General features: G+C 43.6%; 31 protein-coding genes. 14 read left to right on the top strand and 17 right to left on the bottom strand.

The window, feature by feature from the left end; translation table 11 throughout:
- Positions 1-123 precede the first annotated feature (123 nt).
- The 4 genes from pth2 to Q0C15_RS06090 form a co-directional block, all read right to left on the bottom strand.
- Positions 124-477 (bottom strand): peptidyl-tRNA hydrolase Pth2, encoded by a 354-nt coding sequence (gene pth2 / locus Q0C15_RS06105; protein ID WP_297217361.1) that lies wholly within the window; start codon positions 475-477, stop codon positions 124-126.
- Entirely contained in the window at positions 471-1,022 is a 552-nt protein-coding gene (locus tag Q0C15_RS06100; protein ID WP_297217359.1) for a CDP-2,3-bis-(O-geranylgeranyl)-sn-glycerol synthase, read from the bottom strand. The genes pth2 and Q0C15_RS06100 overlap by 7 nt, the downstream gene beginning before the upstream one ends.
- A 158-nt stretch (positions 1,023-1,180) precedes the next feature.
- Positions 1,181-1,765: a CBS domain-containing protein gene (locus tag Q0C15_RS06095; protein WP_297217357.1), complete on the bottom strand. Its 585-nt coding sequence runs from the start codon at positions 1,763-1,765 to the stop codon at positions 1,181-1,183.
- Positions 1,766-1,855: 90 nt separating this feature from the next.
- Positions 1,856-2,641 carry an MBL fold metallo-hydrolase gene (locus Q0C15_RS06090; protein WP_297217355.1) on the bottom strand — a complete coding sequence of 262 codons (786 nt, stop codon included), beginning with the start codon at positions 2,639-2,641 and terminating at the stop codon, positions 1,856-1,858.
- Between the two features lie 222 nt (positions 2,642-2,863).
- On the opposite strand from Q0C15_RS06090, the gene Q0C15_RS06085 reads away from it, so the two are divergent.
- Genes Q0C15_RS06085 through Q0C15_RS06070 form a run of 4 tightly spaced genes read left to right on the top strand, consistent with a single transcriptional unit; the run spans position 2,864 to position 5,693 of the window.
- The gene (locus Q0C15_RS06085; RefSeq protein WP_297217353.1) at positions 2,864-3,394 is read left to right on the top strand and encodes a GNAT family N-acetyltransferase; all 531 of its coding nucleotides are present in this window, start codon (positions 2,864-2,866) and stop codon (positions 3,392-3,394) included.
- Positions 3,391-4,128, top strand: coding sequence for an isopentenyl phosphate kinase (locus Q0C15_RS06080; RefSeq protein WP_297217351.1), 738 nt, complete (start codon positions 3,391-3,393; stop codon positions 4,126-4,128). The genes Q0C15_RS06085 and Q0C15_RS06080 overlap by 4 nt, the downstream gene beginning before the upstream one ends.
- On the top strand, positions 4,125-5,171 hold the full coding sequence (gene fni / locus Q0C15_RS06075; RefSeq protein ID WP_297217349.1) for a type 2 isopentenyl-diphosphate Delta-isomerase: 1,047 nt from the start codon (positions 4,125-4,127) through the stop codon (positions 5,169-5,171). Before Q0C15_RS06080 ends, fni begins: the two co-directional genes overlap by 4 nt.
- Positions 5,172-5,693 carry a ZPR1 zinc finger domain-containing protein gene (locus Q0C15_RS06070; RefSeq protein WP_297217347.1) on the top strand — a complete coding sequence of 174 codons (522 nt, stop codon included), beginning with the start codon at positions 5,172-5,174 and terminating at the stop codon, positions 5,691-5,693.
- On the opposite strand, the gene Q0C15_RS06065 is transcribed toward Q0C15_RS06070, so the two are convergent.
- The 4 genes from Q0C15_RS06065 to dnaG all read right to left on the bottom strand — a co-directional run bounded on the left by Q0C15_RS06065 (position 5,690) and on the right by dnaG (position 10,137).
- On the bottom strand, positions 5,690-5,881 hold the full coding sequence (locus Q0C15_RS06065) for a hypothetical protein (RefSeq protein WP_110640121.1): 192 nt from the start codon (positions 5,879-5,881) through the stop codon (positions 5,690-5,692). The genes Q0C15_RS06070 and Q0C15_RS06065 overlap by 4 nt on opposite strands.
- A 51-nt stretch (positions 5,882-5,932) precedes the next feature.
- Positions 5,933-7,213, bottom strand: coding sequence for a histidine--tRNA ligase (gene hisS, locus Q0C15_RS06060; protein ID WP_297217345.1), 1,281 nt, complete (start codon positions 7,211-7,213; stop codon positions 5,933-5,935).
- A 156-nt stretch (positions 7,214-7,369) separates the two neighbouring features.
- Positions 7,370-8,851: a Lon protease family protein gene (locus Q0C15_RS06055; RefSeq protein WP_297217343.1), complete on the bottom strand. Its 1,482-nt coding sequence runs from the start codon at positions 8,849-8,851 to the stop codon at positions 7,370-7,372.
- Entirely contained in the window at positions 8,833-10,137 is a 1,305-nt protein-coding gene (gene dnaG, locus Q0C15_RS06050; protein WP_297217341.1) for a DNA primase DnaG, read from the bottom strand. The genes Q0C15_RS06055 and dnaG overlap by 19 nt, the downstream gene beginning before the upstream one ends.
- A 212-nt stretch (positions 10,138-10,349) precedes the next feature.
- Between dnaG and Q0C15_RS06045 the strand changes: the two genes are divergently transcribed.
- Together Q0C15_RS06045 and Q0C15_RS06040 are read left to right on the top strand one after the other, a co-directional pair.
- Positions 10,350-11,375 (top strand): TIM barrel protein, encoded by a 1,026-nt coding sequence (locus Q0C15_RS06045; RefSeq protein ID WP_297217339.1) that lies wholly within the window; start codon positions 10,350-10,352, stop codon positions 11,373-11,375.
- The gene (locus Q0C15_RS06040) at positions 11,376-11,666 is read left to right on the top strand and encodes a DUF5611 family protein (RefSeq protein WP_297217337.1); all 291 of its coding nucleotides are present in this window, start codon (positions 11,376-11,378) and stop codon (positions 11,664-11,666) included. It begins immediately after the preceding gene.
- On the opposite strand, the gene Q0C15_RS06035 is transcribed toward Q0C15_RS06040, so the two are convergent.
- Complete coding sequence (locus tag Q0C15_RS06035; RefSeq protein ID WP_297217335.1) at positions 11,663-12,166, bottom strand: CopD family protein; 504 nt, start codon at positions 12,164-12,166, stop codon at positions 11,663-11,665. The two genes, Q0C15_RS06040 and Q0C15_RS06035, sit on opposite strands and share 4 nt — an antisense overlap.
- Positions 12,167-12,511: 345 nt before the next feature.
- Here Q0C15_RS06035 and Q0C15_RS06030 point away from each other — a divergent pair, with 345 nt between their 5' ends.
- Complete coding sequence (locus Q0C15_RS06030) at positions 12,512-12,784, top strand: HU family DNA-binding protein (RefSeq protein ID WP_110640116.1); 273 nt, start codon at positions 12,512-12,514, stop codon at positions 12,782-12,784.
- A 190-nt stretch (positions 12,785-12,974) separates the two neighbouring features.
- Here the strand turns inward: Q0C15_RS06030 and Q0C15_RS06025 are convergent, their stop codons facing one another.
- Both Q0C15_RS06025 and Q0C15_RS06020 read right to left on the bottom strand, forming a co-directional pair.
- Positions 12,975-13,535, bottom strand: a complete 561-nt coding sequence (locus tag Q0C15_RS06025; protein WP_110640115.1) for a 30S ribosomal protein S7 — start codon at positions 13,533-13,535, stop codon at positions 12,975-12,977.
- Positions 13,536-13,964, bottom strand: a complete 429-nt coding sequence (locus tag Q0C15_RS06020) for a 30S ribosomal protein S12 (protein ID WP_110640114.1) — start codon at positions 13,962-13,964, stop codon at positions 13,536-13,538.
- Positions 13,965-14,137: 173 nt separating this feature from the next.
- On the opposite strand from Q0C15_RS06020, the gene purM reads away from it, so the two are divergent.
- Positions 14,138-15,154 (top strand): phosphoribosylformylglycinamidine cyclo-ligase, encoded by a 1,017-nt coding sequence (gene purM, locus Q0C15_RS06015; protein ID WP_297217333.1) that lies wholly within the window; start codon positions 14,138-14,140, stop codon positions 15,152-15,154.
- On the opposite strand, the gene Q0C15_RS06010 is transcribed toward purM, so the two are convergent.
- Positions 15,148-16,068, bottom strand: a complete 921-nt coding sequence (locus Q0C15_RS06010; RefSeq protein ID WP_297217331.1) for an ABC transporter ATP-binding protein — start codon at positions 16,066-16,068, stop codon at positions 15,148-15,150. The genes purM and Q0C15_RS06010 overlap by 7 nt on opposite strands.
- A 2-nt stretch (positions 16,069-16,070) precedes the next feature.
- The gene (locus Q0C15_RS06005; RefSeq protein WP_297217330.1) at positions 16,071-16,895 is read right to left on the bottom strand and encodes an ABC transporter permease; all 825 of its coding nucleotides are present in this window, start codon (positions 16,893-16,895) and stop codon (positions 16,071-16,073) included.
- A gap of 159 nt (positions 16,896-17,054) precedes the next feature.
- On the opposite strand from Q0C15_RS06005, the gene Q0C15_RS06000 reads away from it, so the two are divergent.
- The 4 genes from Q0C15_RS06000 to Q0C15_RS05985 all read left to right on the top strand — a co-directional run bounded on the left by Q0C15_RS06000 (position 17,055) and on the right by Q0C15_RS05985 (position 20,068).
- A complete protein-coding gene (locus Q0C15_RS06000) occupies positions 17,055-17,663 on the top strand; it encodes an MBL fold metallo-hydrolase (protein WP_297217328.1) in 609 nt (202 codons plus the stop codon).
- Between the two features lie 192 nt (positions 17,664-17,855).
- Positions 17,856-19,052, top strand: a complete 1,197-nt coding sequence (locus tag Q0C15_RS05995) for a mandelate racemase/muconate lactonizing enzyme family protein (protein ID WP_297217327.1) — start codon at positions 17,856-17,858, stop codon at positions 19,050-19,052.
- A 30-nt stretch (positions 19,053-19,082) separates the two neighbouring features.
- A complete protein-coding gene (locus tag Q0C15_RS05990; protein WP_297217325.1) occupies positions 19,083-19,799 on the top strand; it encodes an RAD55 family ATPase in 717 nt (238 codons plus the stop codon).
- Positions 19,800-19,858: 59 nt separating this feature from the next.
- Entirely contained in the window at positions 19,859-20,068 is a 210-nt protein-coding gene (locus tag Q0C15_RS05985; RefSeq protein ID WP_110640108.1) for a CDGSH iron-sulfur domain-containing protein, read from the top strand.
- Between the two features lie 356 nt (positions 20,069-20,424).
- Here Q0C15_RS05985 and purN read toward each other — a convergent pair whose 3' ends face one another.
- Together purN and tmk are read right to left on the bottom strand one after the other, a co-directional pair.
- Positions 20,425-21,024 carry a phosphoribosylglycinamide formyltransferase gene (purN, locus tag Q0C15_RS05980; protein WP_237265192.1) on the bottom strand — a complete coding sequence of 200 codons (600 nt, stop codon included), beginning with the start codon at positions 21,022-21,024 and terminating at the stop codon, positions 20,425-20,427.
- 67 nt (positions 21,025-21,091) lie between these two features.
- On the bottom strand, positions 21,092-21,682 hold the full coding sequence (gene tmk, locus Q0C15_RS05975) for a dTMP kinase (protein ID WP_297217320.1): 591 nt from the start codon (positions 21,680-21,682) through the stop codon (positions 21,092-21,094).
- 145 nt (positions 21,683-21,827) lie between these two features.
- Here tmk and Q0C15_RS05970 point away from each other — a divergent pair, with 145 nt between their 5' ends.
- Together Q0C15_RS05970 and folP are read left to right on the top strand one after the other, a co-directional pair.
- The gene (locus Q0C15_RS05970; protein ID WP_297217318.1) at positions 21,828-22,982 is read left to right on the top strand and encodes a PLP-dependent transferase; all 1,155 of its coding nucleotides are present in this window, start codon (positions 21,828-21,830) and stop codon (positions 22,980-22,982) included.
- 178 nt (positions 22,983-23,160) lie between these two features.
- Positions 23,161-24,183 carry a dihydropteroate synthase gene (folP, locus tag Q0C15_RS05965; protein WP_297217316.1) on the top strand — a complete coding sequence of 341 codons (1,023 nt, stop codon included), beginning with the start codon at positions 23,161-23,163 and terminating at the stop codon, positions 24,181-24,183.
- Between the two features lie 39 nt (positions 24,184-24,222).
- Here the strand turns inward: folP and Q0C15_RS05960 are convergent, their stop codons facing one another.
- The gene (locus Q0C15_RS05960; RefSeq protein ID WP_297217315.1) at positions 24,223-25,254 is read right to left on the bottom strand and encodes a nicotinate-nucleotide--dimethylbenzimidazole phosphoribosyltransferase; all 1,032 of its coding nucleotides are present in this window, start codon (positions 25,252-25,254) and stop codon (positions 24,223-24,225) included.
- The gene (locus Q0C15_RS05955) at positions 25,251-26,552 is read right to left on the bottom strand and encodes an APC family permease (RefSeq protein ID WP_297217313.1); all 1,302 of its coding nucleotides are present in this window, start codon (positions 26,550-26,552) and stop codon (positions 25,251-25,253) included. The genes Q0C15_RS05960 and Q0C15_RS05955 overlap by 4 nt, the downstream gene beginning before the upstream one ends.
- Positions 26,553-26,693 lie beyond the last annotated feature (141 nt).

Here is a 26,693-nt window from a genome sequence, read left to right as displayed (position 1 = left end):
GAGTTTGATCGTTGAAGCAGGAAGATCCGAAGCTTCAGCTTAGGAGTAGCTCACAAGAAGTATGGCGTTCAACATCAATGACGCACATAGGAAATATTTACAGCCGATGATAAACCTGAAACTTTATAACAACTTGTATTTCCCAGTTATTCTGTCCAGTTTTTCTTCATCGTCCGGCCCAAGCCCTATACAGGTGATTGTACCCGGATCCACCTGCGTGTAGCCCCTATCCTGGACTATTTCATTTATTATGCCCATGGAATCCGCCATTCTCTTTATCTCGAAGATCTCGTCAAGTCCGTTGACCTTCACGACAACCTTGCGCTGTCCCTCCTCATACCATTCATCAAATATATCCCTGTTTGATTTCATTGATCTCAAAGCACAGCTAACTGCTGCATGGGCTACCTGGGCTGCAATTTTTCCCTTTCCCATATCAAGATCCCTTCTCACTGCAATGACCATCTTCGTTACCATGGTACATCCTTCTTATGCATTTTATATCCTATTATATTGACGACCCTGTGAATCGGGGGGACTATTATCAGTATGACGATCATAGGTATATACACGTAATGCTGGATGAAATAGTGCCTTTCAAATATATACATGAAGAGAAAGGCCATAAGAGCAAAAGGCCACTGATCGAGCAGACCTCCTTTTCCACCTCGATCTATTCCTATTCGTCTCTTCACAAATGAACCCGCTATATCTCCAGTTAGGGATCCTGTGGCCATGACGAACGGTATCACCACTGCATCATACAGTGTTCCGTACGAGCCAAGTGCGTATCCAGAAAAACGGGATATTGCATAAATTATGAGACCCGTGACTGTGCCTATTGCTATTCCCCCTGCGAATCCGCTTAGCGTCTTGCCATTCCCAAGTATCCTTCGTCCGTCAATAAAATTCTTTCCTCTATCTATTATGAAGTGCCCACCGGTTATGACAGCACCTGAATTTGCGATCAGTGCCGGGATGAACATTATTATGGACTGGATGACCAACAGGATCTCATTCAACGTCTGGCTAATCCGCAGGCGTTTAATAAATTTCCCATAGTTATAGGATGTACCGGTGATATCTCCTGATTTACACAATATATGGGCGAGAATGATGCGAACTTTAGCTGTTAGAATCTGTCAGTCTAAAAGAAGTTTCCTCCTCGAGAACCATTCGCTCATGCCATGCCGGCGACGGTCTTGAGAATATCCGCCTTCGTTATTATGCCGACCAAGTTCCCTGCCTCAATCACAAGGACAGCATTGGAATATTTGAGCAGCTGGTATATTATGTTTATTGGTGTGTTCCTGTCAACCTGCGGCAGAACCTCACTCATGACCCTTCTTACGGTTAAGCCTCTGAGCGAATCAACGCTCATGCCCTTCAGCAGCATGTCATTTATGTTGTTTTCCGTGATCGTTCCTATAACCTTGTTTTCGTCATTCACAACAGGCAGCTGAGAGAATCCCTTGTCCCTCATTATGTTTAGTGCATTGAGGATCGAATCGTCCGATCTGCACACAGTAACGTTTCTGGTCATTATTCTATCGCACGTTATGACCATGTTGTTTGCCTTCTCGCTTGACTTTGTTAGATACTCATATATTGCCTTTATCTTTGAATATGTGGGATTTATTGTGCCCTTCTCCAGTCTAGCTATGTAAGATTGACTGACGCCTGTCACTTTCGCTAGGTCTTTCTGGCTTATTCCGAGGTTTTTCCGCATCTTCCTCAGTTCTTCAATGTTGGGCATCATATCCATGGCGATATATTGTGAACGCATATAATAATATTACCTGAGGTAATAAATGGTATAGATAATTATAATCATCCATAAACCCAGGCAATTATTTCAAATTTCAACGCTTTCAAAAGATGGGTTCTCAAAATCCCCATGTAGCAGGGCTGCAGGTGTCTCTGGATCATGATTGAATATGCACACATATCCTTCTCTTATAGCTTTCCTAATGAGTACCTTCTTCATCTCTACAGTTTTCAGCGGATCGAGATCTATAGCCGTCCTGTAGGGCAGTTTGAGATGGAACGTTGAGGGGACAAGATCGCCAAGATACATCACCTTTGTGCTGCCTGAATTCACCAGTATAACCTGATGGCCCGGGGTGTGCCCACCGGTTTTTATGACAGTTATGTATTTCCCTATCTTTCTTGATCCGTTTATGGGTATCTTTCTCTTTATATCTGAATAGCTCAGGCTGTAATTTGATCTGGTTATCACATTTTTGTATCTCAGCTCTCTGAACTCTGCAGCCTGAGCGTATGTATATGCGTTTTTAAAATCGTTATTGTGCCCGATGTGATCAAAATGAAGGTGCGAATTGATTATCATCGTAACGGCCTCTGGATCTCCGTGCTTTTCTATGTGATCCAATACGTCACTGACCTTTTCTATCCTGTATATTTTCTGAAACTTTTCGTTGAATTTCCTTCCTATACCGCTATCCACCAGAAATGATATATCATCGCCATGAGCATATAGTACATTTGTGGCAAGCCTTATAGCATTGTCATCATCCTTAACCGTCTTTGACCATATGGCCTTTGGCACTACGCCGAATATTGCGCCAGCGTCTAGATAGAAGTAGCCATCATTCAGTATTTCAATGGCCAGGTCTGACATACTGTAATATCATTTCATATCATTAAAGGTTTGCCGAATCGACATTCTTTCTGTTCTAGTCTCCGGATGCTTTACCTTTATAATTGCTTATAAATATTATAAGTATATTTATAAATATTTCAATAAGCGGAAGTCCATAATCTCATCGCTGAAGCCGTTGAAACTTAAAGCTTCAACAAACCACTAATAAATCTTTTTAAATGCGGGTGTTTTCGTGTCACGATGAAGATTAGATCTGGCAGGATGGACTTGGAGCTTGAAGAACCCATAGATATCGGATATGCTGATGCCATAGCTGAACTTGCAAACGACAGAACACTGGTGAGAAACATAGGAAGCCATTCGTTTCCCTATCCATATACGCGTGAGGATGCTGTATTCTTCATTGAGGCCCAGCGATCCTTTGGCAAAGAGATCTTCCGCGTTGATTTTCTCATAAAATTCAAAGGCATGCCTGCGGGAGTGATAGGACTAAGCGAAATAAACAATATTGATAGAAATGCCCATGTTGGATACTGGCTGGGGAAAAAATTCAGAGGAAGGGGCATAGCAACCGAAGCCCTCCGTCTGACGGTTAACTACTCAAAGGAGATGAAGATACACCGGCTTTACAGTTCCGTTGTTGAATTTAATTATCCTTCAATGATCGTACTTATGCGCAATGGCTTCCGGATCGAAGGACGTGAGGAGGATGCCATAAGGATTGGAAACAGATATTACGATTTCATAAAGTTTGCAAGGTTGAACAAATGATGATCCTCAAGATTGGTGGAAGTGTAATAACGGATAAATCAGCCTACAGAAAGGCTAATGTCGAGGCCGCGGAAAAGATCATAAAGACCCTGGCTGAAGTGGATGGTCTTCTCTGCATAGTCCACGGAGGCGGATCTTTTGGCCATATAAAGGCGAAGGAATACGGACTACCTGGGCCAAAGAACGAGACTTCCAGCCTAGGATACAGCATAGTACACAGAGATATGGAGGAACTGGATCTTATGATCGTCAGCCTCATGATAGAGAACGGTATGAGGCCCATAGCGGTGCCTGTAAGCTCTCTTCGTTACGATGGACGTTTTGATTATTCGCCTCTGCTGAGGTACATAGATGAAGGTTTTATTCCCGTTTCATATGGTGATGTATATATAAAAGATGAACATTCATATGGGATATATTCTGGAGACGACATAATGGCAGATCTCTCTGAATTACTCAGACCTAATGTTGCCGTCTTTCTGACGGATGTTGATGGCATATACGACAAGGATCCGAAGAAACACAAGGACGCTGTGCTTTTGAGGGAAATAGGCACCGGTATCAGCTTCGGCCAGGTGCAGAATGATGTGACTGGCGGCATAGCAAAGAAGTTTGACTCCATGATGAGGATGAGGCGTTATGTCAGCGGAGGCGTCTATCTGATGAATGGAAAGCATCCGGAAAGGATATACGATATTGGAAAGGGATCTTTCATAGGAACGGTGATAAGATGATAGGTAAGAGAAAGGAGGAGCATATCAGGATAGCTGAGAATGAGGATGTTTCTTCATTTCATAATTTCTGGGACGATATCAGCCTGATGCATGAGGCCGATCCAGAGGTTAACTATGATGAGATAGACACGTCCGTGAACTTCGCGGGAAAGAACCTGAAATTTCCCATGATAATATCCTCGATGACTGGTGGTGCGGAAATAGCCAAGAACATAAACAGAAATCTGGCCATTGCCGCTGAAAGGTTCGGCATAGGAATGGGCGTCGGCAGCATGAGAGCCGCGATAGTTGATAGGAGCATCGAGGATACGTATTCAGTCATAAACGAGAGCCGCGTACCGCTGAAGATAGCGAACATAGGGGCACCACAGCTTGTCAGGCAGGATAAGGATGCTGTTTCGACCAGGGACATAGCATACATATACGATCTGATAAAGGCTGATTTTCTTGCTGTGCACTTCAACTTTCTGCAGGAAATGGTGCAGCCTGAAGGAGATAGAAATTCGAAGGGCGTCATAGACAGGATAAGGGAGCTCTCCGGATCCTTCAACATAATAGCGAAGGAGACCGGAAGTGGATTCAGCCGGAAGACCGCGGAAAGGCTTGTCGACGCGGGCGTCAAGGCCATAGAAGTTTCAGGCATGAGCGGAACAACTTTTGCTGCGGTTGAATATTACCGTGCAAAGAAAGAGAACAACTTAGAAAAGATGCGAGTTGGAGAGACGTTCTGGAACTGGGGAATTCCATCACCAGCATCCGTGCATTACTGCAGCGATCTTGTGCCGGTCATAGGCAGCGGTGGCCTCAGGAACGGGCTTGACCTTGCCAAGGCCATTGTGATGGGTGCCACTGTCGGAGGCTTTGCAAGGACTCTTCTGAAAGATGCAGATACATCTCCGGATCAACTCATGAAGAACATAGAGCTTATACAGAGAGAGTTTAGGGTTGCAATGTTTCTCACTGGGAGCAAAAATGTTTATGAACTTAAATTTACTAAAAAGATCATCTCTGAACCACTGAAGGATTGGTTGGAGGCCAAATAGATGGATGTACCAAGGGAGATACAAACTGAGATGGAATGTCCGGTATGCGGATCAAATCTTTACCTCATAACCTACGATACGGAGATCCCCTATGAAGGTAAAATCTCGATATATACGTACTTCTGCAAGGAATGCAGATACAAAAAGACAGAGGTCTATTCAGACGAGAAACGTGATCCCAAGAAGATCACCATAAAGGTTGAAAGCCCAGAGGATCTGCGCATAATAGTGTACAGATCAAGGAAGGCGGATGTCTATATACCTGAGATGGAGGCATCTATAGATTCTGCAGAGTATTCAAACGGCGAAATCACCACCATAGAAGGCATAGTGTATAGGATAGGAGAAAAGCTCGATCTGCTTGCTGTAGACGATCAGGGGAATGAGAAGATAGAGATGCTCAGAAAGCGCATAGACGGCATAATAAACGGAAAATTCGAATCTTTCACGCTCATAATAATGGACGAATCTGGAAAAAGCGTAGTGCACAGCGAAAAAGCCATGGTCGAATCCATGGATTAGTTCTGCTTGAGACCGTAATATATTTTCCTTCCACTTTTTTTATTCGTCTCTATCTTCACAAGCTTGCCGCTTCTGACCAACTCCTGCAGCTTCTTATCCAGATCCTTGAGACCTGTTACGGATAGGATCTGCTCTTCTGTAAGAAAAACATCCGGATTTTCCTTGAACAATTCCAGCACGGGATCCATATGCCTCGCAGACTTAGAAAATATTTAAATTTTTTTCATTGAAGGACAGTTTCATTTCATAATAGAGACTAGATGATGAACAACAGAATCCACTTCCATGTTTTCCTGGGATCCGCTGTGCATGTCTCTCAGCGTTACCTGACCCTTTTCAAGATCGCGCTCCCCAAATATTATGGCATAGTCTGCGCCGGACGATGACGCATACTTCAACTGTGATGAAAGGCCTCTGTTGATCAGCTCAACGGTCACGTTCATACCAGCCTCTCTCAGTTCTCTGGCGTATCTGTTCATTAGCGCCGAATCGATCTCTCCGACCCTGCACATATAGACCGATTTTTTCTTCCTTGGTATCTGTATGCCTTCCCTCTTGATCAGCAGTGTTATCACCGCATCTCCCATGCCGAACCCAACCGCCGGCACGTTATCCCCAGACATAAGAGATGCCAGACTGTCGTACCTACCTCCGCCGAGTATTGCACGGAACTGACCTGATCTATCGTATGCCTCAAACACGATTCCAGTGTAATAGGACAGGCCTCTAACTATGGAGAAATCGTAGCGTACATTGTTCACACCATAGGATCGCAACAGATCAACAACCTTGGATATCCTACTGGTCTCGTCACTTCCCTTTCCTATAATTCTCTCGATCTCCTCGACGCTTCTGGTGCCGGAGCAGAGATCCGCTATCATGGATGTGCCATCCTCACCTATGCCGGCAGATCTGAGCTGTTCCATGAACTCTTCCCTGCTTATCTTATGGAATCTGTCTATTATGGAAAAAACAGAGAACGGATCGACGTCCGTTATATTTCTGATTATCTCTTCCATGATCTTTCTGCTGTTGATCCTCATCTCATAAACGCCCGAAAGCCCCAGACCATCCAGTATTGATGAGGCAAGGGCAATTACCTCGGCATCGGCTTCAGGGTTGTCGCTACCAAATATGTCAGCATTGAACTGATAATGCTCTCTGTATCGTCCGGCCTGTGGTTCTTCGTACCTCCAAACCTTTGGAAAACTGTACCAGCGAAGCGGTCTCTGAAGATCCTTCCTGGCCGTTACCATCCTCACTGTTGACGGCGTGGCTTCAGGTATGAGCGTAACCTCCCTGCCACCCTTGTCAACGAAAGAATAGGTCTGCTGTAGAAGTTCGTCTCCTGATTTTATTCTGTAGAGATCGAGATATTCCAGGCTCGGGAAATCTATGCGGCTGAATCCAAATGCTTCTGCAGCCTCTTCTGTTTTCTGGAATATGAACTTCTCGATCTCCATGTCTTCTGGATAGAAATCTCTGAATCCGCGGATCTTTTCAATTTGCAATGATGACACCTTTCGATAAAATTGTGGAACGGTATATATTTATTTTTGTTCCTATCGTTCCAATATCTAATCCATTCTTTCCGTGAGCTACGCCTCAGCCTATTCTTCTAATCTTATCTTCAGTGAAAAGGACCTGTCCATGTAAGGACATTTTCATTAAAGCGATCATTCGTATGATCGGTCGTCAAGGTTGTAGTTGTAGAAATCCTTCTGAGAGGTCGTATTCTCAGATGAATATGCAGCCGCCATGCTGCCGTATTCCTTGGTTATCTTTTCCTCAACAGGCACATAGAGCTTAACTGCCTCCTCAACGTCCTCTTTTTCTATCAGCTTGTTACCTTTGAAAACCGCTATATCTCCAGCAGCTCTTATGAGACCTCCAAGTTCTCTCAGCCTAAGAGTGAGCTCGTTGTTCTTCTTGTCGATCATCTTGGCTCTCTTCCTGCCTTCCTCTATTATCAATTCAGCCGCTTCCATTGTCATATGGGGTATCTTTCCATCCATCGTTATCTCCTGTGAGATGAACTGAAGATACTTCATCCTGTTCTCGTCGGTGTCCTTCATCGTTGTCTTCATGAGTACCTCATAACCATTACCGACTATCCTCGATCTCAACGGGCTCAGTATATATGGAAGATCGTTTATGTTGCAGGCAGCGACCAGTATGAAGTCGGCTGGAACCTTATCTACACGTACGCTGGCACCTGCGCTCTGCGGATTCCTGCCAGTTATCGGGAACGATTTCTCCTGCATGGCCGTGAGTATATACCTCTGGAGATTACCAAGATGGGTTATCTCATCTATGAATAGAACGCCCTGATGCGCCTCATGCACCGCACCAGCTATGACCCTTTCGTATGGGAGTGTTCCGAGCTGCGGATGCCCTCCATAAGGATCATGCCTAACATCACCCAGAAGCTCCGTTTCACTTGCACCGGTCGCAAGAACGAACGGATTCCTGTCTATTGGAACGATAGTCTTGCTTGGACTCTTCTTCTCAAGCCTTCTCCTCCTTTCAAGCGTTTTCTCATCCAGAACTCTTATCTTGTCATTGTATCTCTCATAGACAATGATTTCGTCATGATCCCCGTTCCTTCTGGTCAGCGTGACCTTATCTAGATTATTCTGGACTCCAAAGGCTGCACCTATGACATTGAAAACGTCTCCGAATGGACCCTGCGTTCCCATCTGGATCTTTGGTGAATTGCAGTTGGGGCAGACAGCATCGGATGGTGATGAATAGAAACCACACTTACTGCATCTATATCCAAGACGTTCAGCGACGCTTGTCGGAGCCTCCTTGGGATCTATTATGAGACCGGAGGTCGATGTTTCCTCCTCGCGCTCAGCCATCACCTCTTCCCTTGTTTTTATCTCAACGAAGGGCCTTTCCGGGTACTGTGGGTTATGAACAACCCGTATCTCCTCCGTCGGGCGTTCGATATAGAATGACATCGCCTGAGCTATCATTGATTTGCCGACACCTGGAGGACCCACAAGCAGCAGGTGTCTCTTCTGTTTAGCTGCAACCATTGCTATCTTGACGGCGTCATCCTGACCAATAACTCTATCTAGAGGGTTTGTTGGTATCTTTATATACGAAGTATCAGGATATTCATTATAAAAATCTACATAGAACGTTCCCATGCTATCACGTTTATATCAACGGGCTTTTTGGTTATATGACCCAGTTTGAGGCCATATATATTCTTTATCCCAGCATTATAGGATACGTCTATGAGCCTCTGGGAGATCACGCCACCCGTTATGACAGTGTTCCCCTTAGGATCCTGAGATATCCTCTCCACAGCCTCCGAAACAGGAAAGGAAAACAGCTTCTCTCCATTTGAATCGTATACCTCGGTCATCTTCAGCTGGGCAAGTGCTTCTATTCTCTTGGAGACCTCGTGCGGATTTAGCAGGTCAAGAAAGCCATCCTTCTGCACCGTTACCTGCTGGGACTGTTCTTCATGGACCTCCTCAACCTTTGGAGACTGGTCCTGAGGCTCTTCAACAACTTCAGCCTTTGCCTCATGGTTGTTGTTCTGCTGCGAACCGAAAACTATGTTGTTCCTCTGTGAGTACTCCTTAAGTTCATCGTTCATGCCGTGCATTGATAGATACTGGTCTATTGGTGTCTTGTATCTGAGTGCCTTCACTATCTGCTTGTACGTCAATTCTTCTACCTCAGTTCCAGGAGGTGCTCTTGCAACGAAGTCTACCTCAGCGACCTGAAGCATCTCCTTCAATATGAGGTCGCCACCCCTATCCCCGTCCAGAAAGACTGTCACCGTCCTTTCCTTGGAAAGTTTCTTCACCGTATCCGGGATGTTGGTACCCTGAACGGCTATGGTGTTCTTTATCCCATACTTGAGAAGATTGAGTACGTCATTTCTACCCTCAACAACGATTATCGAATCTGAATCATTGATTGCAGGGCCTGCTGGAAGCTTCTCCTCACCGTATGATATGATCTCCGACTTCTCAACTTCCTCCCTGACGCTTTTTACTAGGCTTTCGCTGAGATCATCGCCCTTGCTGTTCATCTCCTGGTATATCTTTTTAGCCCTCTCTATGATCTTCTGTCTCTTCTGAACCCTCACATCCTCAACGTTTGCTATCTCGACCCTGGCCTTGCACGGACCTATTCTGTCTATGGTTTCAAGTGCGGCCGCAAGGATGGCTGTTTCTACCTGATCCAGACCTGATGGAATGAGGGCATAACCCTCGGTTCTGCCCTTCTTGCTGTCTATTTCGACCTCGATCCTTCCGATCTTCCCGCTCTTCTGGAGATCCCTGAGATCTAGATCGTCTCCGAGCAATCCTTCAGTCTGACCAAATATAGCACCAACCACATCTGGTTTTTCAACCACCCCATCGGTATATATCTTCGCCTTGATCATGTATTTTGTTAAATTTGGATCTACGTTCATCCATATCACCTTTTTGAATGATAATGATATTAACATTACCACCTAAAATCGGCATCAAATTAACAAATGCATAAATGATATATAATGTATTCTATGAAGCCTTTCACATGTCGAAGTCGATCGAAATGTCAGACCGAAAATGTTTTTTACGCATTGATACGATGATGGTCAGATATTTATAGGTCAATTAAATAGCAATATCAAGGTTATACATGATAAGATTCGGTATTGCTGGGATCCCCCTCACAAGTAAGGGAAGGACTTTTATAGATTCAGTTGAGGAAACGCATAACCTGGGTTTGAATGCACTCGAGGTGCAGCTCCTCCGCGTCAACGTCCAGGAGAACTCTGCCGAAGAGTATACTGGTTTGAGGCCTTATGATGTTGAGGATTCAATTATAATAGATGTACTGAGGCAGGATGAAAACGGGAACTACAAGAGCGTGGGCATAGACACAGAGATAGAGGAAGACGACATAGTGCAGGAGCTCTTCTGGAACATGGCAAGGAATTATGATGAACTTGAGACTGGGGGAGAGCTGGCAAAGGAACTTGACGTTACACTATCGATGCATGCTCCATATTATATGGATCTTATAGGATCTCCAGACATAGCCGAAAAATCAATAAATCACTTAAGGTGGACGCTCATCCTTGGAAAATATCTTGGAGCGAGGCGCATCGTAACGCATTCTGGGTTCTATCATGGAAGCAAGAAGGATAGTCTGAATAAATTTGCAGAGGTGTATTCAGATATACTGAATGAGTTCTCTCCCGAAAATGGTTATCCGTACATTGGCGTTGAGACGTCTGGAAAGCAGGAGGTTTTTGGGACAGTAAAAGAGGTCATTGAACTAGCAAAGAGGATAAATATAGAACCAATCTTGAATTTCGCACACGTTCATGCCATAACCGGAGGATCCCTCGTTGAGATAAAGGATTTTGAAAATGTCATAAACGAATTCAAAAAATATGCAAAATATGATCTTTACACTGAATTCTCCGGTGTGGAATTCACAGACAACGAGGAGAGGAGACTGACCGCCATCAAACATGGGACTCTGAAGTTTGAAACACTCTCTGAGTATCTTATAGATTATCCAGATGATATGACCATAATATCATCTTCTCCGCTACTGGAGCACGATGCACAATACATGCAAATAATATATGTGAGATCCTATTTCAAAAAGATGCAGAGGAAGAAGATCGCAGAGAAACCTGTATCGGGTGATTGAATGCGCGATTATCCTGTAAAGAGAGGCTTTCCAACAGACTATGAGGGCGTCAAGGCAAAGATATCCCAGCTTGGATATGAGGTTAAAACAGAGGGGGATCTTATAGTAACCTCTATACCTGGAATCTCAAGAATAGAGATAAAGCCTGACAAGAAGAAACTGCTTGTAAATACCGGAGATTACGATAGCGGCGCAGATAAATTGTCTGTTATAAAGGAATACAATGACTTCATAGAAAAACTCACAGGATATTCCGCAAAAGAAAGAAAAAAATTGATGACAAAGGATTAGGCAGGCATGAAGAACTGCAGGGCAACTGCAAGCCCCATTATTACGAGCAGTAGACCCAGCGTTATGAATGATGCAGTGTGAGTTATTTTTCTTATCCTCTTCATCTCATCATATTTTTTCTCTTCTGCCAACCTCATTATCAGTTTACCATGATAGATATTGTTGGCATACATAAGAACAATGGTTATCCATACAATTATTACCTTGATTAGCAGTATTTGTCCACCGAGTGTCGTTGTAAGCAGCGAGAGGTTGCCGCCAACATACTCATATCCAAGATATGCTCCTGTGACCAGCAGTATTGCAACAGTTGCATCTGTCCACCATCCGAAATATCGACCTATGACGCCAACTATCTTGGTTCTTTCGCTTTCATCAGATGTGGCCTTGTAAGAAGCTGGCCACACGATGAACCAGATGAACAGAGAACCACCGATGAATATCATTGCTGCAAACACATGTATTATGAGTACAGCGAGCAGTATACCAATTATGTTCATAGGCTTCCATTTTTAAGTGATATAAATTACTGTTGACTTATCTGCGATTCTCGATCGCCTCTGAGGCGTCCGTGACTATTAATAAAATTCTTGTAATACTTAATGTCAGACATATTCTGATGAGACCTATTTAATCTTTATAATAGAATGCATAACGCATATTTATGAATAATTGCAAAATATGAATAAATATTAGTTTTTCTACATCTATGATAAATAATTAATCATCATAACTTTTATTATAAATTATGAATATTGGCAGACTGCGTATTCACCATATTCTAATTAAAACATGATAGAAATATTTTAATACTTCCTATGTTATTATCATATAGGTGGTAAAAGATGGTAGGAATTAGTGAGCTATCCAAAGAGGTAGCAAAAAAGGCAAACACCACCCAGAAAGTGGCAAGAACTGTAATAAAGTCTTTTCTGGATGAGATAGTCGCTCAGGCCAATGGTGGCCAGAAGATAAACCTTGCTGGCTTTGGAATATTCGAGAGAAGAACGCAGGGTCCAAGGAAGGCAAGAAACCCGCAGACAAAGAAGGTAATTGAAGTCCCGTCCAAGAAGAAATTCGTGTTCAGGGCTTCAAGCAAGATAAAATACCAACAGTAAGGATATTTTTCTATAATTTTTGTTTTTATTGGTTCTATTCTAACATATTTTCCGTATGGTAAGTTACTTCTAAGCTAAATGTTCAAATCTTACTTTCAGTGAAAAAGGCCTATACTCGCAACTTCAATTTAAAATGAAATACCGAGATGAAAGATAAAAATGAAATATTTTAGTAAAGCCAGATGGGAGATCATCTGGCGGACTGCGCTACTCTCTCTATCTCCTCCTTCTTGCTTATCGCATAAGAAGTGGGATCATTTCTGGCTGCTGCCATTATTTCATCTGCAAGGCAGTTTACTATGGATTTTTTGCTCTTAAATGAGGCGTTGGTGGCTCCTGTCGCTATATTTCTAAGCGCCTCATCCACCCTTCTTGAGGGTGAAACATCGACAGACTTTGGTACAGCAATTCCGCCGTATTTCAGTCTGGTCACTTCTTCCCGCGGTCCGGCGTTTTCTATTGCATTGATGAGGATCTGAAGCGGATTCTGCTTCGTCTTCTCTGCAATTATCTGGAATGCCTCTTCTGTTATCTTATAGGCGCTGTATTTCTTGCCCGTCCACTTTTCGCTCCTCATAAGTTTGTTTATCAGTCTTTCCACAACATTCATGTTTATTTTACCGGCATAGTATGATGAAAACCTGCCTCCAGTGTGCAGGTTAAGGGCTGATTTCACATTTATATATTTCACCATGCCGGGATCATGGATCTCCACAGTATTCACATCATATTTATTGAATAACATCAGCATTTATCTCACCGTCTTCTCCTTTCTTCCCTTAACAAGCTCTTTAAGTGATATGCCGTTGACTGCGACGACCTTATACCTGACTCCAGGTATATCTCCCTTACTTCTGCCCATCCTTCCGCCTATACCCTCAACGGTAACTTCATCATGCTCATCGATATAGTTTATGGCACCATCACCAACAGCAAAAGCCGTTATCTGCCTTCCATTCTTTATAAGCTGAACTTTCACACATTTCCTTATCGCTGAGTTAGGCTGTTTTGCTTCTATTCCAACCTTTTCAATGGCAATTCCTTTGGCCTGAGGTGCACCCTCAAGCGGATCGCTCTTTCGCTTAAGCTGAAGAACCCTCCTCTTATAGTCCCTATCAGACCACCTAAATTTCTTCCTTGTTTCCAGTAATTTTCTTCCTGCGTTTATACCATTTCCCATTATATCACCATGATGTTATGATACTGATCTTACTATGTGTGATGCATAATACATATCTGATATTTATATCTGACATCTGCCTTAATATCTATATTCATACATAAAAGGAATAAGCTTTATATAATCGTTGATAGCGTCACAACAAAGTTATTAAATGAAGTTATACCCATCTTATGAGCGAGGTTGAAGGGGGGATCATAAATAGGAAACTCCAGGGCGAATTCGTCAATACATTTATAAGACAATTAAAATTTCATCGTGACGATTTCAAAAATATAGGCTATATAGGGGGTTTCACATCGATAATAGACATGGGAAATTTTGGGATCACCTTCAACAATGACGGCGTAGGCACCAAAACCATGATAGCCGAAGCTGTAAACAAGTACGATACCATAGGCATAGATTGCGTTGCCATGAATGTCAACGACGCCATAACCGTCGGATCCGAGCCCATAGCCATGGTAGACTATCTGGCAATGAACAGGATGGATGACGAGATCGCAAAACAGCTCGGAACGGGCTTCAATGTCGGCGCACAGATGGCGAATATAAGCATAGTAGGTGGCGAGACCGCCGTCCTGCCTGATATGGTTAAACACATGGACGTCTCAGGATCCGTAATAGGCATTGTGCAAAAGAATCAGATAATAACCGGATCAAATATCAGAGAAGGGGATGTGATAATAGGCCTTGGAAGCAGTGGACTTCATTCCAATGGCTTCACTACGGTAAGAAAGATAATAGCTGATAATAACCTGGACCTTCAGGATACGTTTCCAGGCGACTCAAAGAAAACCTATGAAGTTCTTCTTGAACCCACGAGAATATATGTGCGTGAAATACTCGACATCATGGGCATAATAACGATAAAGGGAATGGCCAATATAACTGGAGGTGGCTTCAAAAACATAACCAGGATGAAAGATATGAGGTATGTGATAGATGATCCATTCGACCCACAGAACGTCTTCATCAGGCTGATGGAGATGGGCAACCTGAACTATGATCAGATGTTCGAGATCTTCAACATGGGCACCGGTTTTGTTCTAGTGATAAATGAAGACGAAAAGGTGGACATAATGAATGCCCTGAAGGGCAAGGTTCCTGTCAAGGTCATCGGGCATGTAGAGAACGGCAGTGGAGTTGAAATACCCAAATTTGGCGTAACCCTTAAGGGTTACTACTGACTTCCATTTTTAAGGATTGAAATATACGCTTCTTCTAATTCTGAACCTACGCTATCGTATCTGATCACGTTCCCAACATTGATGAGTTTTTTCAATATTTCTGCACGCTGATCATTGCTACCGTCGTATCTTATAATGACTGAATTTCCGTTGTTCTTCTCTATGTCAAGGCCCATGCTCTTTATGGCCGAGATCAGTTTTTCATCAACCGGATCAAGAAATTCAACGATCACCGCCTTTGCCCTGAACTCTCTAGATATGTTTGCTACGTTGTCTCTGGCGAGTATTTTACCGTGATTTATGAATATGACCTCGTCGCATACCTCAGCTACCTCTGAAAGAAGATGCGAGCTCATGAGTATTAGCTTATCCTTCTTCATCTTTATTATCATATCACGGATTATCTTCATCTCAAATGGATCAAGGCCACTGGTGGGCTCATCAAGCAGTAAAACCTCTGGATCCGGCAGAAGCGCAGAGGCTATAACCACCCTCTGCCTCTGACCCTTAGACAGATCCCCTATCCTCTTATTCAGATCTGGAAGAGCCAGCGCTTTGGCGTAATATTCGATCCTATCTCTGGCATCCTCCCTGTCCATCCTTCTCAATTCAGCCACAAACATAAGCGAATCTTCAACCGTAAAATAGGGAAATGGAGATGGAGATTCGATCACCGATCCCATTCTTTTGAATGCCTCGACAGGATTCCTGTTCACATTGATACCATTTATCGTGGCCTTTCCAGAGGTTGGCCTTAAAAGGTTCGTAAGGATCTTGAGCGTTGTTGTTTTACCTGCTCCATTTGGACCAAGATATCCTATTGCACCGTTACCTTCATACTTAAAGGACACATTATCGAGAGCCCTGAATTTGCCAAACTCCTTTGAAACATTTATTAATTCGATTGAGGCCATATTCATCCCTTTATCTCCTTCTTTGTAAACACGATCATCGAAACCAGCGAAAATACTATTATGTATCCTATCATGATGAGTATTGCTTCATCGCCTGTCGGATTAAATGTGTATAGGTAAGCAAACTGCGTATGCGTGACAGAATAAACCACATAATTCTTTGAAAAGACAAGGTATATCATCTCACCGGCGTACGTTACAAACATCCATGGGTTTATACCTGCCAGCGCTGATATTATACCCTGAATGGCTGGATAAACAAGAATCAGGAAGAGTATTGACACCACTAGACCTATGCTTGGAGTTTTGAATATGGCACTGAAGAGCGTTGCAAATGATATAAGGGCAAGCATATAGAGTAGCGCAAATCCGAATGATGGCAGTATCAGAGCGGATACCGTCCTATATAGATAGAGAGAACCAGCGATAGCGCCTATGTAAATTATGGAGACGAACGCCAGTGTCGAAAGAAAAGCAGCCGTATATCTGCCTAGGTATAGAACGCTGCGTTTTATCGGCTGCACCAGTGTATAAAAAGCAGTGCTTGTGCCCAAATCCATCGAGATCATGTCACCGCCGAAAAAGGCTGCCAGTATTGCAAAATAGGCAATTATACCGTTTGAGAGATAGTTATAGAGGAACGCTGCAGAATTCTCAGCCTTAAGGGCTGAATAATCATAATGCAGATCAAGGAACAGGATGAGTATGGTTATGAGTATTGAAAATATGAGAAGCCCAATGAATCTGCGGCTTCTAAAATAATATGTGAATTGAAATTTCGTTCCTACGTAGTAATTGCGTATATCGTCCGCCCCAATCGAAGCCATATACCGATATCGGATTCGATATTAAAATAATTCGTATATTCTATGCCAAAATTTTATTCTGTTTTTATTCTGTCATACCGCTGATTTAAGATATTTCTATATCTTTGAAATTGAAACGATATCTTTAACGTTTTTATAATTCATTAAGATGTATACTTTATGAAGATAGACGGAGCTGTTGAAAGAATAGATGGAGTGACAGCAAACGCTTACCTCATCACTATAGAAGGAAAGAAAGTTCTGATCGATACCGGAACCGCGGGAGGTGGAAAGAAGATCATAGATTTTCTGGACAGAAATAACGTCAGGCCTGATTTTATTTTGATAACGCATCATCATGCGGATCACGTTGGTGGCCTCAAGGAGATAGCGGATAGGTTCAATCCCGAGATATACGTACCAGACCTGGAGATAAAGATCATAAGGGGCGAAGAAGATCCGCCTAAACCCAGATCTTTTTTTGGTAGGATGGTGACGTCCATAATGAAGTTCGATCCTGTTAAGGATGTCAAACCAGTTTCAAAGGCGGATGTGCCAGGAGTGGAGGAGATGGCCACACCAGGCCATACCATAGGAAGCACATCTTACATCGTTGAGGATCTTCATCTGTTGTTCAGCGGAGATGCCGCGGTTGAATCCGGCGGTGCGCTGAAGATCAACAAGAGCTTTACCTACGAGATCAACAGCGCTGAACGATCCCTTGAAATAATAAAGGGAATGAAGGGTTACCGTGTTCTGCCGGGTCATGGCAATCCCGTTCAGCTATGATCGATATCGATCTTTATTTTTCCCTCAGAACATGATCGATGACATACGATGACCCCTTGGATTCCTGATCCGCAGTCCAATTCGATCATCACACAGGATATAGCAATTCTGCATAGTTTGAAATGTTGAGATTTACTGCTTAAAGCGGAATCTCAACACTATCTTTAAAAGGAATGAGATGATATCTCATTCATGAATTCTACCATCAAAAATATTGAAATTATAGAGATGGGAGAGAAATCACGTGAGACTTCTTCCCCATGGAGTTCTACCATACTGCTTGTGAAATTAACAAGTGCTGACGGTCTCGTGGGATATGGAGAAGCGCCGACTACCCTCATGACACTGCCTGTTCTGGAGAGCATGAAGGAAGTGGCAAGAGTCTTCAATGGAAAGGATTTCTTCAACGTTGAGCAGAACGTATTTGACTTTTATAGAAACTCCTTCTATCTGCCAGTTTCCATGGAGGCAACATCTGCATTGAGCGCCTTTGAGATCGCCTCATGGGATCTGATAGGAAAGCAGCTTGGCGCGCCGGTATATAAGCTCATGGGAGGTGAGGTTAATAAGAAGATGCGGGCCTATGCGAACGGCTGGTACAATGACTGTGTATCTCCCGAGGACTTTCTCAAAAAAGCTAAGGAAGTCGTGAAAATGGGGTTCACCGCCATGAAGTTCGATCCATTTGGAGACAATTATGATTCCATATCAAATGATGGGCTGGAGAACGCAAAGAATATAGTTGGTACCTTGAGATCCGAACTTGGAGATAAGATTGATCTGTTGATAGAATATCATGGCAGGTTCTCAAAGATAGCTGCGATAAAGGCAGGCATGGCCTTGGAGGAATACCATCCGTTCTTCTATGAGGAACCGCTTCATCCCGATCTGGATCATGACCTTCTCGATCTCAAGAGTTATTACAGAGTTCCTATTGCCCTGGGGGAGCGTGTCCTCAATAAGAAGATCTTTGCAAGGTTCATATCGCAGAAGCTTGTGGACATAATTCAGCCTGATCTGACCAATTCTGGAGGTATCCTAGAGGGGAAGAAGATCGCAGCTATCGCCGATGGATTCGGTATTCCTGTGGCGCCGCATAATGCTTTTGGCCCAATACAGACTGCTGCAACCCTGAATCTTGACACCACGATCACGAATTTCATCATACAGGAAAGCTTTGAGATGTTCTGGCCTGACTGGAAGAAGAAGCTCGTATCTGGAGGATACAAGCTGGAAAATGGATACTTCTCCCTCACAGGGGAACCGGGTGTGGCCAGAGTGAATGAGGATATAGTCGAAAAGTACCAGGTATCCGGTATGGAACCTTTCGACGATAAGGAACCGCCCTGGGTTGTTTCAGGTACCTTCAAGCCCTACCAACAAAAATAATTTTTATATGAGAACATAATCTTTTTTTATATGGCACCTGACCAAGAAGGACTGCAGAAAATAGAGAAAGTATCCACAGGCATTGAACGCCTTGACGAACTTTTCTATGGTGGATTCGACAGAAATGACAATATAATGGTCAGGGGAAATAATTTCTCACAGAAGAGGAGCTTCATATATAATTTTATAAGGAATGCTGCCAACAGTGGGAATAACGTTATCCTGGCTGACTTTGACTTTCCCTCTGAGGGTATTATGGTGGAACTAGCCAGAAATGGCACAAACACAGATATGATTCACATACTGGATGGATTCGCAAAGCCGTTTCAGATCTCTCCGCCTGCTAACACCGAGGTGCTGGAAGAACCGGATAACCTCCCATCGGTACTGAAGCAGATATCTACCTCAGTGCAGAAGATGGACACCTATGTCTTCGTAATGCTTTCAGCTACACGGTATCTTCTGTCGCAGGATAAGAATGCAGATCGATTCTTCATACAACTTATAAACATGAACAGAAAGAGATCTATCGTGTCCTTATATGCTGTAGACGATTTTATACCTGCAGAAAGAACGGAATGGTTCGCCTATCTCATGGATTCCGCCGTTCATTTTAAAAATGATGGGGACAGGGACTATATGAGGGTTCTTACGCTGAAGCGCATAAGGACAAAGGAATGGGTGAGGATATATCCTGAGGACAGTACCTTTACGCTTGGGTCCTTCAACGTAGAGCGTATAAAATGACGAGATTTGTCCATTTTTCTTTACACATTCTTTTTTAGCAAAATGTTCTATACTATGATATGGCAAGACTAGTTTTGCATGAGAGAGACCACCCATACGTGGTCAAGGTTGGAGATAAAGAAGTGCATATATGCGGATGTGGTCTTTCTTCGCATAAACCCTACTGCGACGGTACACATAAGATAACCATGGATGAGGGAGATCACATATACATATACAACGCCGAGAAAAAGAGAGAAGAATTTCACTCGTTCTATGATAATGAGTGAGATCACTCAGCCTGCCCGTCTTTCATCATTTTTCAGGAAGATGCGTTCTCATCACAGTGATCCCACCATTTTTTAAATGGTAAATTTGGATATATAGATACCCTATTGTTTTCTGAAGATGATTACATCTGAATATATGAAGCAGGTTTCAGCGCCGATATGTTCAGATTTCCCAGCCATCGCTTATCATGGATATTCTGAGATGAAATACGGAGAATGGATCAAGGAAAGCGTTCTGATTCATAAATATTCCAGGTTAACAGATGATTCCCATCATTAGACGTGCAGCTATCTGATCCTTCATCCTCTATGAAATTTGAAGGTGACAGCCGTCATGAAACACCCTGAGGGATCATTCATGGGTAGATCACACGTTTTCCATCAATGATGTAATTACCGGACATTATTATGCGAAGTGCCTGTATGACAGCAGAATGCTCTATAGCATGTATTTTATTCTCAAGTGATTCTGGCGTATCGATATCATCTATCTGAACCGCCCTCTGGAGTATTATCGGGCCGCCGTCTATATCCTCGGTGACAAAATGTACAGTGCATCCTGATATCTTTGCGCCACTCTTTATCACCGCTTCATGAACCTTTCTACCGTAGAAACCCTTACCGCCAAAGCAAGGAAGCAGGCTTGGATGTGTGTTAATTATTCTGTTTCTGAACCTTTGGATAACCTCAGGACTCAATATGCTCAGAAACCCGGCGAGCAGGAAGAGATCAGCTCCAGACTCCTCCATCTCCCTTAGGAGATCGATATGAAAATTTACACCTCTCCTGACGATGGCTGTCTTGATGTTAGCGGTCTTTGCCCGTTCTATGGCCATGCAATCCCTATCCGCTATCACCTTGCATATTTTCGCATCCAGTTTTCCCTCTTGGATCGCATCCATAACTGCCTGCAGTGTAGTTCCGGTACCTGATACGAGCACACATACACTTTTCATGATGTCACTTAAGGTATACCGACTGCAATCTTAAATTCATATCATGAAAAAGGGTGCCGCAAGCCAGCTAAATATCAATTCTATGATGGTTCGCTATCTTGGGCTTCAATCTGCTGAATGCCTCTTCGATCATTTCTTTTTTATCCTTATGCCCGTCCACCTTGATATCCCACTGGAAGCTTTCGTAAATGTCTCGGACCTGCCTCAGCTTTTCCTCATCCTCGAATCCGAGATTCCTTATTCCCCTTCTGGAGACTCTCTGCATGGCCGTGGCCACGTCTATGTCCACGTATATGTGCACATCAGGCCTCAGCTTGATTATCTTAGAGACCTCATCCATCCATAGTCTCGCCTTAACCTCATCACCGAAGAACTCCTTCACTCCCTGAAACTGATATGCATAGGAAGATCGTATGTATCTGTCACACACAACGATGTAGCCACTGTTAATGCGATCAATCAGATCAAACTGATGACTGTACCTGTTTAAAGTGAATTTCAGAAAGAGTTCGACGGCATCCCCTCGGTAATTATCGATGTCGTCGGTTGGTTCCTTGGTAAGGTAAACCTGGTAACCTTCCATCGACAGCAGCTGATATATGCCGTTCGCCAGCGTTGTTTTACCGGCACCGTCTATGCCCTCAATAGCTATGAACATTCAGGTGGATAGATACCACATGATAATAAATGTACTGAAGCGGAACAGAGAAACGGCATTCTGCAAAGGATGAGATGGAACCACAGTGATTCACCGTCTCAGTTCGAATCACAAACGTTGTTATCCTACATTGGCATGCAGAATCATGGTATCCAATATGTATAAAGGCTTCAACACGAGAGCTGTTCAGTCAGGAGAATTGAGAGACCCAAAGTTTGGAAATGTAACGACACCCATATTCGAAACATCAACCTTCATCTATCCAAATCCGGTAGAAGGTGCCTACATAGATCATACAAGAAATGAACCATACATATACACCAGATGGGGAAACCCTACTACGCAGGCATTCGAAGATAAGTACGCTGCAGTTGAGGGTTGTGAATATGCACTCTCATTTTCCTCAGGTATGGGTGCGATAACGTCCGTTATAGCAGGTGTGCTACACCCTGGGAGCAGGATACTTTCCATATCCGACCTCTATGGGCAGACCCTCTATTTCTTCAACAAGGTACTCGGCGATATGGGCATAAAGGTTGATTACATAGATACGGACAGGATGAACGAACTTGATTTCGACCAGTCAATTTACGATGCCATCTATATGGAATCGGTTACAAATCCCACGCTCAAGGTGCCAGATATCAGATCCGTATCGGATCATGCCAGAAAGCCCATCATAATAGTGGATGCCACATTTGCTTCGCCATACAACCAGCATCCGCTTGATCTTGGGGCAGATGTGGTTATACACAGTGCCACAAAATACATAGGCGGCCACAGCGATATAGTGATGGGCGTTGTGGGCACAAATGATAGGGAGATATTCAACAACATCGTGATCAGAAGAAAGACCTTCGGATCAAACCCGGATCCTATTCAGGCTTATCTAGCATTGAGGGGCCTGAAGACTCTGGGACTGAGGATGGAGAAGCACAACAGGAATGGATCAGAGATAGCAAAATTTCTGAGGAACAGCGATGCAATTTCAAGGGTATATTATCCCGATACTGATATCGGAAAAAAGGTGCTTTCAGGTTTCGGAGGGATGGTATCCTTCGAGATAAGGAAGAGTATGGATGTCCACAAATTCTTGAAAAAACTCAAGATACCGATGGTGGCTGCCAGCCTTGGCGGGGTGGAAAGCCTGATAACTCTCCCGGCTGAGACTTCACACTCATCGCTCTCGAAGGAGGAGAGGGAAAGAATGGGAATAAGCGATAACCTTGTCAGATTCTCCATAGGGATAGAGGATTCTGAAGACCTTATAGCTGATCTGGAGAATGCACTCAAGGAATGATTTTATACTATTGATCCGTCATGGATCATCTATCGCAACCTTTTTTGCTCTCAATGAAAAATGCGCATGCGTATATTTCATGGATCTAGATGAGATATGGCATGATGCTTTATGCGGGTGGATCAGATTGCCAAATAATCAAACCTAAGATATATGATACATCGTTCAATTATGGAATATGGATGGTTTGATCATCCCGCGTAGAGGATCGTATGCGAGATCCGGCAATAAATTCCAGTTTGAGATATATTCAGATAAAGTCCCACCGGTTGATCATGAAGAGATCACAGAATCCGGAAAGAAAAAATATCTGGTGTGGGCTGATCAGAAATTGCTCAGAGACCTCATGGAATTCTATTCCATCAATCCGGGTCATGAAGACCATGCCTCTGCGGCCATATTCAAGGCCCTGGATGAAAAACCGGCCATACCAAAGATAATGGGCATCGTCAACGCAACCCCGGACTCATTCTATCCCGGAAGCCGTGTGCTTGGCCATTCCGATCTGGTATTCAAGATGATAGACGAGAAACCGGATATAATCGACATAGGGGCGGAGAGCACAAGGCCAGGAAGCAAAGGAGTCGATCCATCGACGGAGCTTGACAGGCTGATTCCCATCGTGAAGATGGTGAGGGATTATTCAGATATTCCAATATCGATAGATTCCAGACATCCGTCAGTCATAGACGGCCTGACAAAATACGAGATAAATTACATAAACGATATATCGGGTTTCACAGACCGCAGGATGATCGAAATAGCTAAGGATTCCGGCCTGAACTGCATAGTCATGCATATGCGAGGGACTCCGGAGAACATGCAGAGCATGACCACATACGATGATGTAATATACGAGGTATCTGCATTTCTGGCAGATCGGACAGAGGCACTTTTGAAAAACGATGTGAGCTTCGATCGCATAATACTTGATCCGGGCATAGGATTTGCGAAGGATATAAAGGGCAACGTGGAGATCCTTCGAAACATAAAGAGCTTCAACATAGGTTTTCCACTGCTTGTCGGCACCTCTAGAAAGAGCTTCATAGGTATGATAACGGGGCAGAAGGTTGAAAACAGGCTTGCCGGCACTATCGGCACAAGCATATACTTGGCGGAAAACAGAGTGTCAATACTGAGAGTTCATGATGTCAAGGAGAACAGAGATGCACTTACCACCTATCTTGTTTTGGCATCATGACTTATGTTTTGCCATGACGCTCAAATACGTATTCATTTTTCATTCTGTTTTGAGGAAACTGCTGTAAAAACTGTCAATTGAAGAGTTTATGGCCTCCTTTGTGTAGCCTACCAGCCTTGCCACGGCATATAATCCGCCCATACCTACGCCTTCACGGACATGGCCCTGATCATAGTATCGCAGTCCAATGTTCCTCATTTCACCGAAATTCATCACAGATACTATGGTACGCCTTTCAAGTCCAAGATCTCTGAAGAGCTTGCTCCTGTGAGAGTAAACCCATGAAGTAGTCGCTATGATCGGTTCTGATCTTCCGTTGATTCTTTCTATCAGTGCAGCAACATTGGCCATCTGAGTGCCACCTGCCAGTATGAGGTTTGAACTGCGTACAGCCCTTGACATGCCTATCATGAAGATCATGAGATTATCGCCGTATTCAACGGCTGCATCTAGAGGGGAATCGACGGTCTTTCTTCTGAAGCTTTCCTCCGCCAATTCTTTCTTTAACAACTCCGGATCCACTGGCATTGAACTACTGGTATCTGTTTTTATACCCATGGCCCTCAGAACTATGTAAGCTGTGGTAGTACCACCGGGAAAGCTTTCTCCGACCATTATGTTTCGGTATTTTCCGTCCAGGATCTTCCCAAGCCGGTATCCGGATTCCATTACCTTCTCGGCATCAACTATGGCCCTCTCCTTTGATGGATCCTTTGATGGCACTATATTCGTCTCCAGGTAATCCGTCTTCGGCCTGAAGGAAAATCCCCCATTCACTATAATGTATTTAAGGCCAGTAAGCGTGAGTATTGCCTTTGACACAATGGCCGGAGTGGGTATGCCCTCGGGTGTCATGGGTGGTTCCGACATGCTCAGGCACCTCCCTTCGCCCACGATCTCGGAGTCCACAGTAGGCGTGAGCCTTGTAGCTTCAGGAGATGCTCCTGCTGCGGTTAGTCCTGGGCGTAGCGAAACTTCTGTGGTTCCAGCAAGCAGAACGAATAGGGTATTATCTATGGAAAGATCGAGTTTTTCTATGGAATTTCCAACGATGACATCCTCTGGTATCATGACTCCTCAACTCCAAATTTGACGGTACTCTTTGCGGCGTTTCTGTATATTAGGAATACGAAGATCAGGGTGAGAACAACAAGCAGACCATAAATTATTCCTATCGCTGGATCGGATCCGATATCGGCCACCAGTGAATACATAAGCGTAACCATGAGCAGTACGAAAGAGGCCGAAAGAATGGTGATAGATAGCACCGCCCTGGATGAAGCCATCCTTCTGGCGATGGATCCTGTGGTGATAAGATGCACCGTCAGGAACATCGCGGATACGATGCCGCTGATTATGACAAACCCATAGAATGCACCCATCGATAGGTATAGGGCCCATGAAACCGCTATATTTATTATGAATATGGCTGCATAGAATCTCCTCATATTCAGGTTTATGATTCCATCAAGAGACATTCGCACAACGGCGTTTCTAAATGAATTGAGATAGCCCACGGTGAGGTTAAATGAGCTTGAAAGCGAAAAAACAATGAACGCAGCATATATGAACGATCCCGCAGAGGATCGGATATAATCCATTATAAGATAGGGGTTAACTGAATATGAGATCATACGCGCGCCTAGAAATACCTGTACAGCGTAAGCCGACAGTACCATTAGCGATCCAGATATGGCAAAGGCCGTGAGAATTCCATATGGAACCTTTCTCTTGCCATCCCTGGTGTTTTCCGTTATGAAGAAGGCAGATCCGGCACCGGAAAACATAAGCATGCCGAACAGCAGCCCACTCCATAGGCTTCCGCTGCCAAGATTCACCTCCTTGATTGGTACGATGGATCCTGTGCGATGCGCCAGCATAATAATATCCACTGCAATTATGAATGCGATCTCTGCAAGACCGAATATCTTCATCACATCTACTGATCTCCCGACACCTCTGGATATTACGTATATTGCTAGCGCAGTGTAGAGAACAGGTATGGTCATAGTCAGATAGAAATTGTCTATGAAAAATGATGAGAACGACATAAGAAAAAGGGTTATGGAAGGGAGTGTAGAGAAGCCGTATATCAGATACAGGTAAGCTGTGGTTATCCCCGTGGTCTTTCCTGAGATGGTGCCTGTTATTGCATAATAACCACCGTTGGAACGAATCATGCCTGAGGCTTTGTAAGGCATATAAATGTTCAGTGCTGAAAGAGCAAAAGCTATAAGCACTATGTAAAAGAGGAAACGGTAATCTATTGAAGCTATTATTGAAAAAAGCCCGATTATGTTCAGCATTGGACCTATTGATGACAGGGATTGAGCAAATGGCCCTATAGTCCCAGAGATTTGTGTACCCATACAAGTCAATTTAACTTATGTATAAGAAACTTTACTCATATTTCACGCAGTACCCATGATTTGGTAAGACTGAAAATATTATACATAGTTCCAATAATTTTATGCATAACTAATGTGTTATATTATTAACTATTAAAGCTA

Origin of the sequence: Thermoplasma sp., assembly GCF_023256435.1 — an archaeon.
GTDB lineage: Archaea > Thermoplasmatota > Thermoplasmata > Thermoplasmatales > Thermoplasmataceae > Thermoplasma.
The sequence above is the reverse complement of the archived record's forward strand: the minus strand, read 5'-3'. Positions and strand labels throughout refer to the sequence as shown.

Bases quoted from the DNA above. Each gene is read 5' to 3' on its own strand.
- Q0C15_RS06020 (WP_110640114.1), bottom strand. From the start codon at position 13,964: ATGGGAAATGGTATAAACGCAGGAAGAAAATTACTGGAAACAAGGAAG.
- Q0C15_RS06045 (WP_297217339.1), top strand. From the start codon at position 10,350: ATGATAAGATTCGGTATTGCTGGGATCCCCCTCACAAGTAAGGGAAGG.
- Q0C15_RS06090 (WP_297217355.1), bottom strand. From the start codon at position 2,641: ATGTCAGACCTGGCCATTGAAATACTGAATGATGGCTACTTCTATCTA.
- Q0C15_RS06035 (WP_297217335.1), bottom strand. From the start codon at position 12,166: ATGAACATAATTGGTATACTGCTCGCTGTACTCATAATACATGTGTTT.
- Q0C15_RS06030 (WP_110640116.1), top strand. From the start codon at position 12,512: ATGGTAGGAATTAGTGAGCTATCCAAAGAGGTAGCAAAAAAGGCAAAC.
- Q0C15_RS06085 (WP_297217353.1), top strand. From the start codon at position 2,864: ATGAAGATTAGATCTGGCAGGATGGACTTGGAGCTTGAAGAACCCATA.
- Q0C15_RS06065 (WP_110640121.1), bottom strand. From the start codon at position 5,881: ATGGATCCCGTGCTGGAATTGTTCAAGGAAAATCCGGATGTTTTTCTT.
- dnaG (WP_297217341.1), bottom strand. From the start codon at position 10,137: ATGAACGTAGATCCAAATTTAACAAAATACATGATCAAGGCGAAGATA.
- Q0C15_RS05990 (WP_297217325.1), top strand. From the start codon at position 19,083: ATGGCACCTGACCAAGAAGGACTGCAGAAAATAGAGAAAGTATCCACA.
- folP (WP_297217316.1), top strand. From the start codon at position 23,161: ATGGATGGTTTGATCATCCCGCGTAGAGGATCGTATGCGAGATCCGGC.
- Q0C15_RS06025 (WP_110640115.1), bottom strand. From the start codon at position 13,535: ATGCTGATGTTATTCAATAAATATGATGTGAATACTGTGGAGATCCAT.
- Q0C15_RS05955 (WP_297217313.1), bottom strand. From the start codon at position 26,552: ATGGGTACACAAATCTCTGGGACTATAGGGCCATTTGCTCAATCCCTG.
- Q0C15_RS06080 (WP_297217351.1), top strand. From the start codon at position 3,391: ATGATGATCCTCAAGATTGGTGGAAGTGTAATAACGGATAAATCAGCC.
- Q0C15_RS06055 (WP_297217343.1), bottom strand. From the start codon at position 8,851: ATGGGAACGTTCTATGTAGATTTTTATAATGAATATCCTGATACTTCG.
- Q0C15_RS06010 (WP_297217331.1), bottom strand. From the start codon at position 16,068: ATGGCCTCAATCGAATTAATAAATGTTTCAAAGGAGTTTGGCAAATTC.
- Q0C15_RS06005 (WP_297217330.1), bottom strand. From the start codon at position 16,895: ATGGCTTCGATTGGGGCGGACGATATACGCAATTACTACGTAGGAACG.
- Q0C15_RS05985 (WP_110640108.1), top strand. From the start codon at position 19,859: ATGGCAAGACTAGTTTTGCATGAGAGAGACCACCCATACGTGGTCAAG.
- Q0C15_RS06070 (WP_297217347.1), top strand. From the start codon at position 5,172: ATGGATGTACCAAGGGAGATACAAACTGAGATGGAATGTCCGGTATGC.
- Q0C15_RS05970 (WP_297217318.1), top strand. From the start codon at position 21,828: ATGGTATCCAATATGTATAAAGGCTTCAACACGAGAGCTGTTCAGTCA.
- pth2 (WP_297217361.1), bottom strand. From the start codon at position 477: ATGGTAACGAAGATGGTCATTGCAGTGAGAAGGGATCTTGATATGGGA.
- purM (WP_297217333.1), top strand. From the start codon at position 14,138: ATGAGCGAGGTTGAAGGGGGGATCATAAATAGGAAACTCCAGGGCGAA.
- Q0C15_RS06095 (WP_297217357.1), bottom strand. From the start codon at position 1,765: ATGGATATGATGCCCAACATTGAAGAACTGAGGAAGATGCGGAAAAAC.
- Q0C15_RS05960 (WP_297217315.1), bottom strand. From the start codon at position 25,254: ATGATACCAGAGGATGTCATCGTTGGAAATTCCATAGAAAAACTCGAT.
- Q0C15_RS06040 (WP_297217337.1), top strand. From the start codon at position 11,376: ATGCGCGATTATCCTGTAAAGAGAGGCTTTCCAACAGACTATGAGGGC.
- Q0C15_RS06000 (WP_297217328.1), top strand. From the start codon at position 17,055: ATGAAGATAGACGGAGCTGTTGAAAGAATAGATGGAGTGACAGCAAAC.
- Q0C15_RS05995 (WP_297217327.1), top strand. From the start codon at position 17,856: ATGAATTCTACCATCAAAAATATTGAAATTATAGAGATGGGAGAGAAA.
- tmk (WP_297217320.1), bottom strand. From the start codon at position 21,682: ATGTTCATAGCTATTGAGGGCATAGACGGTGCCGGTAAAACAACGCTG.
- fni (WP_297217349.1), top strand. From the start codon at position 4,125: ATGATAGGTAAGAGAAAGGAGGAGCATATCAGGATAGCTGAGAATGAG.
- purN (WP_237265192.1), bottom strand. From the start codon at position 21,024: ATGAAAAGTGTATGTGTGCTCGTATCAGGTACCGGAACTACACTGCAG.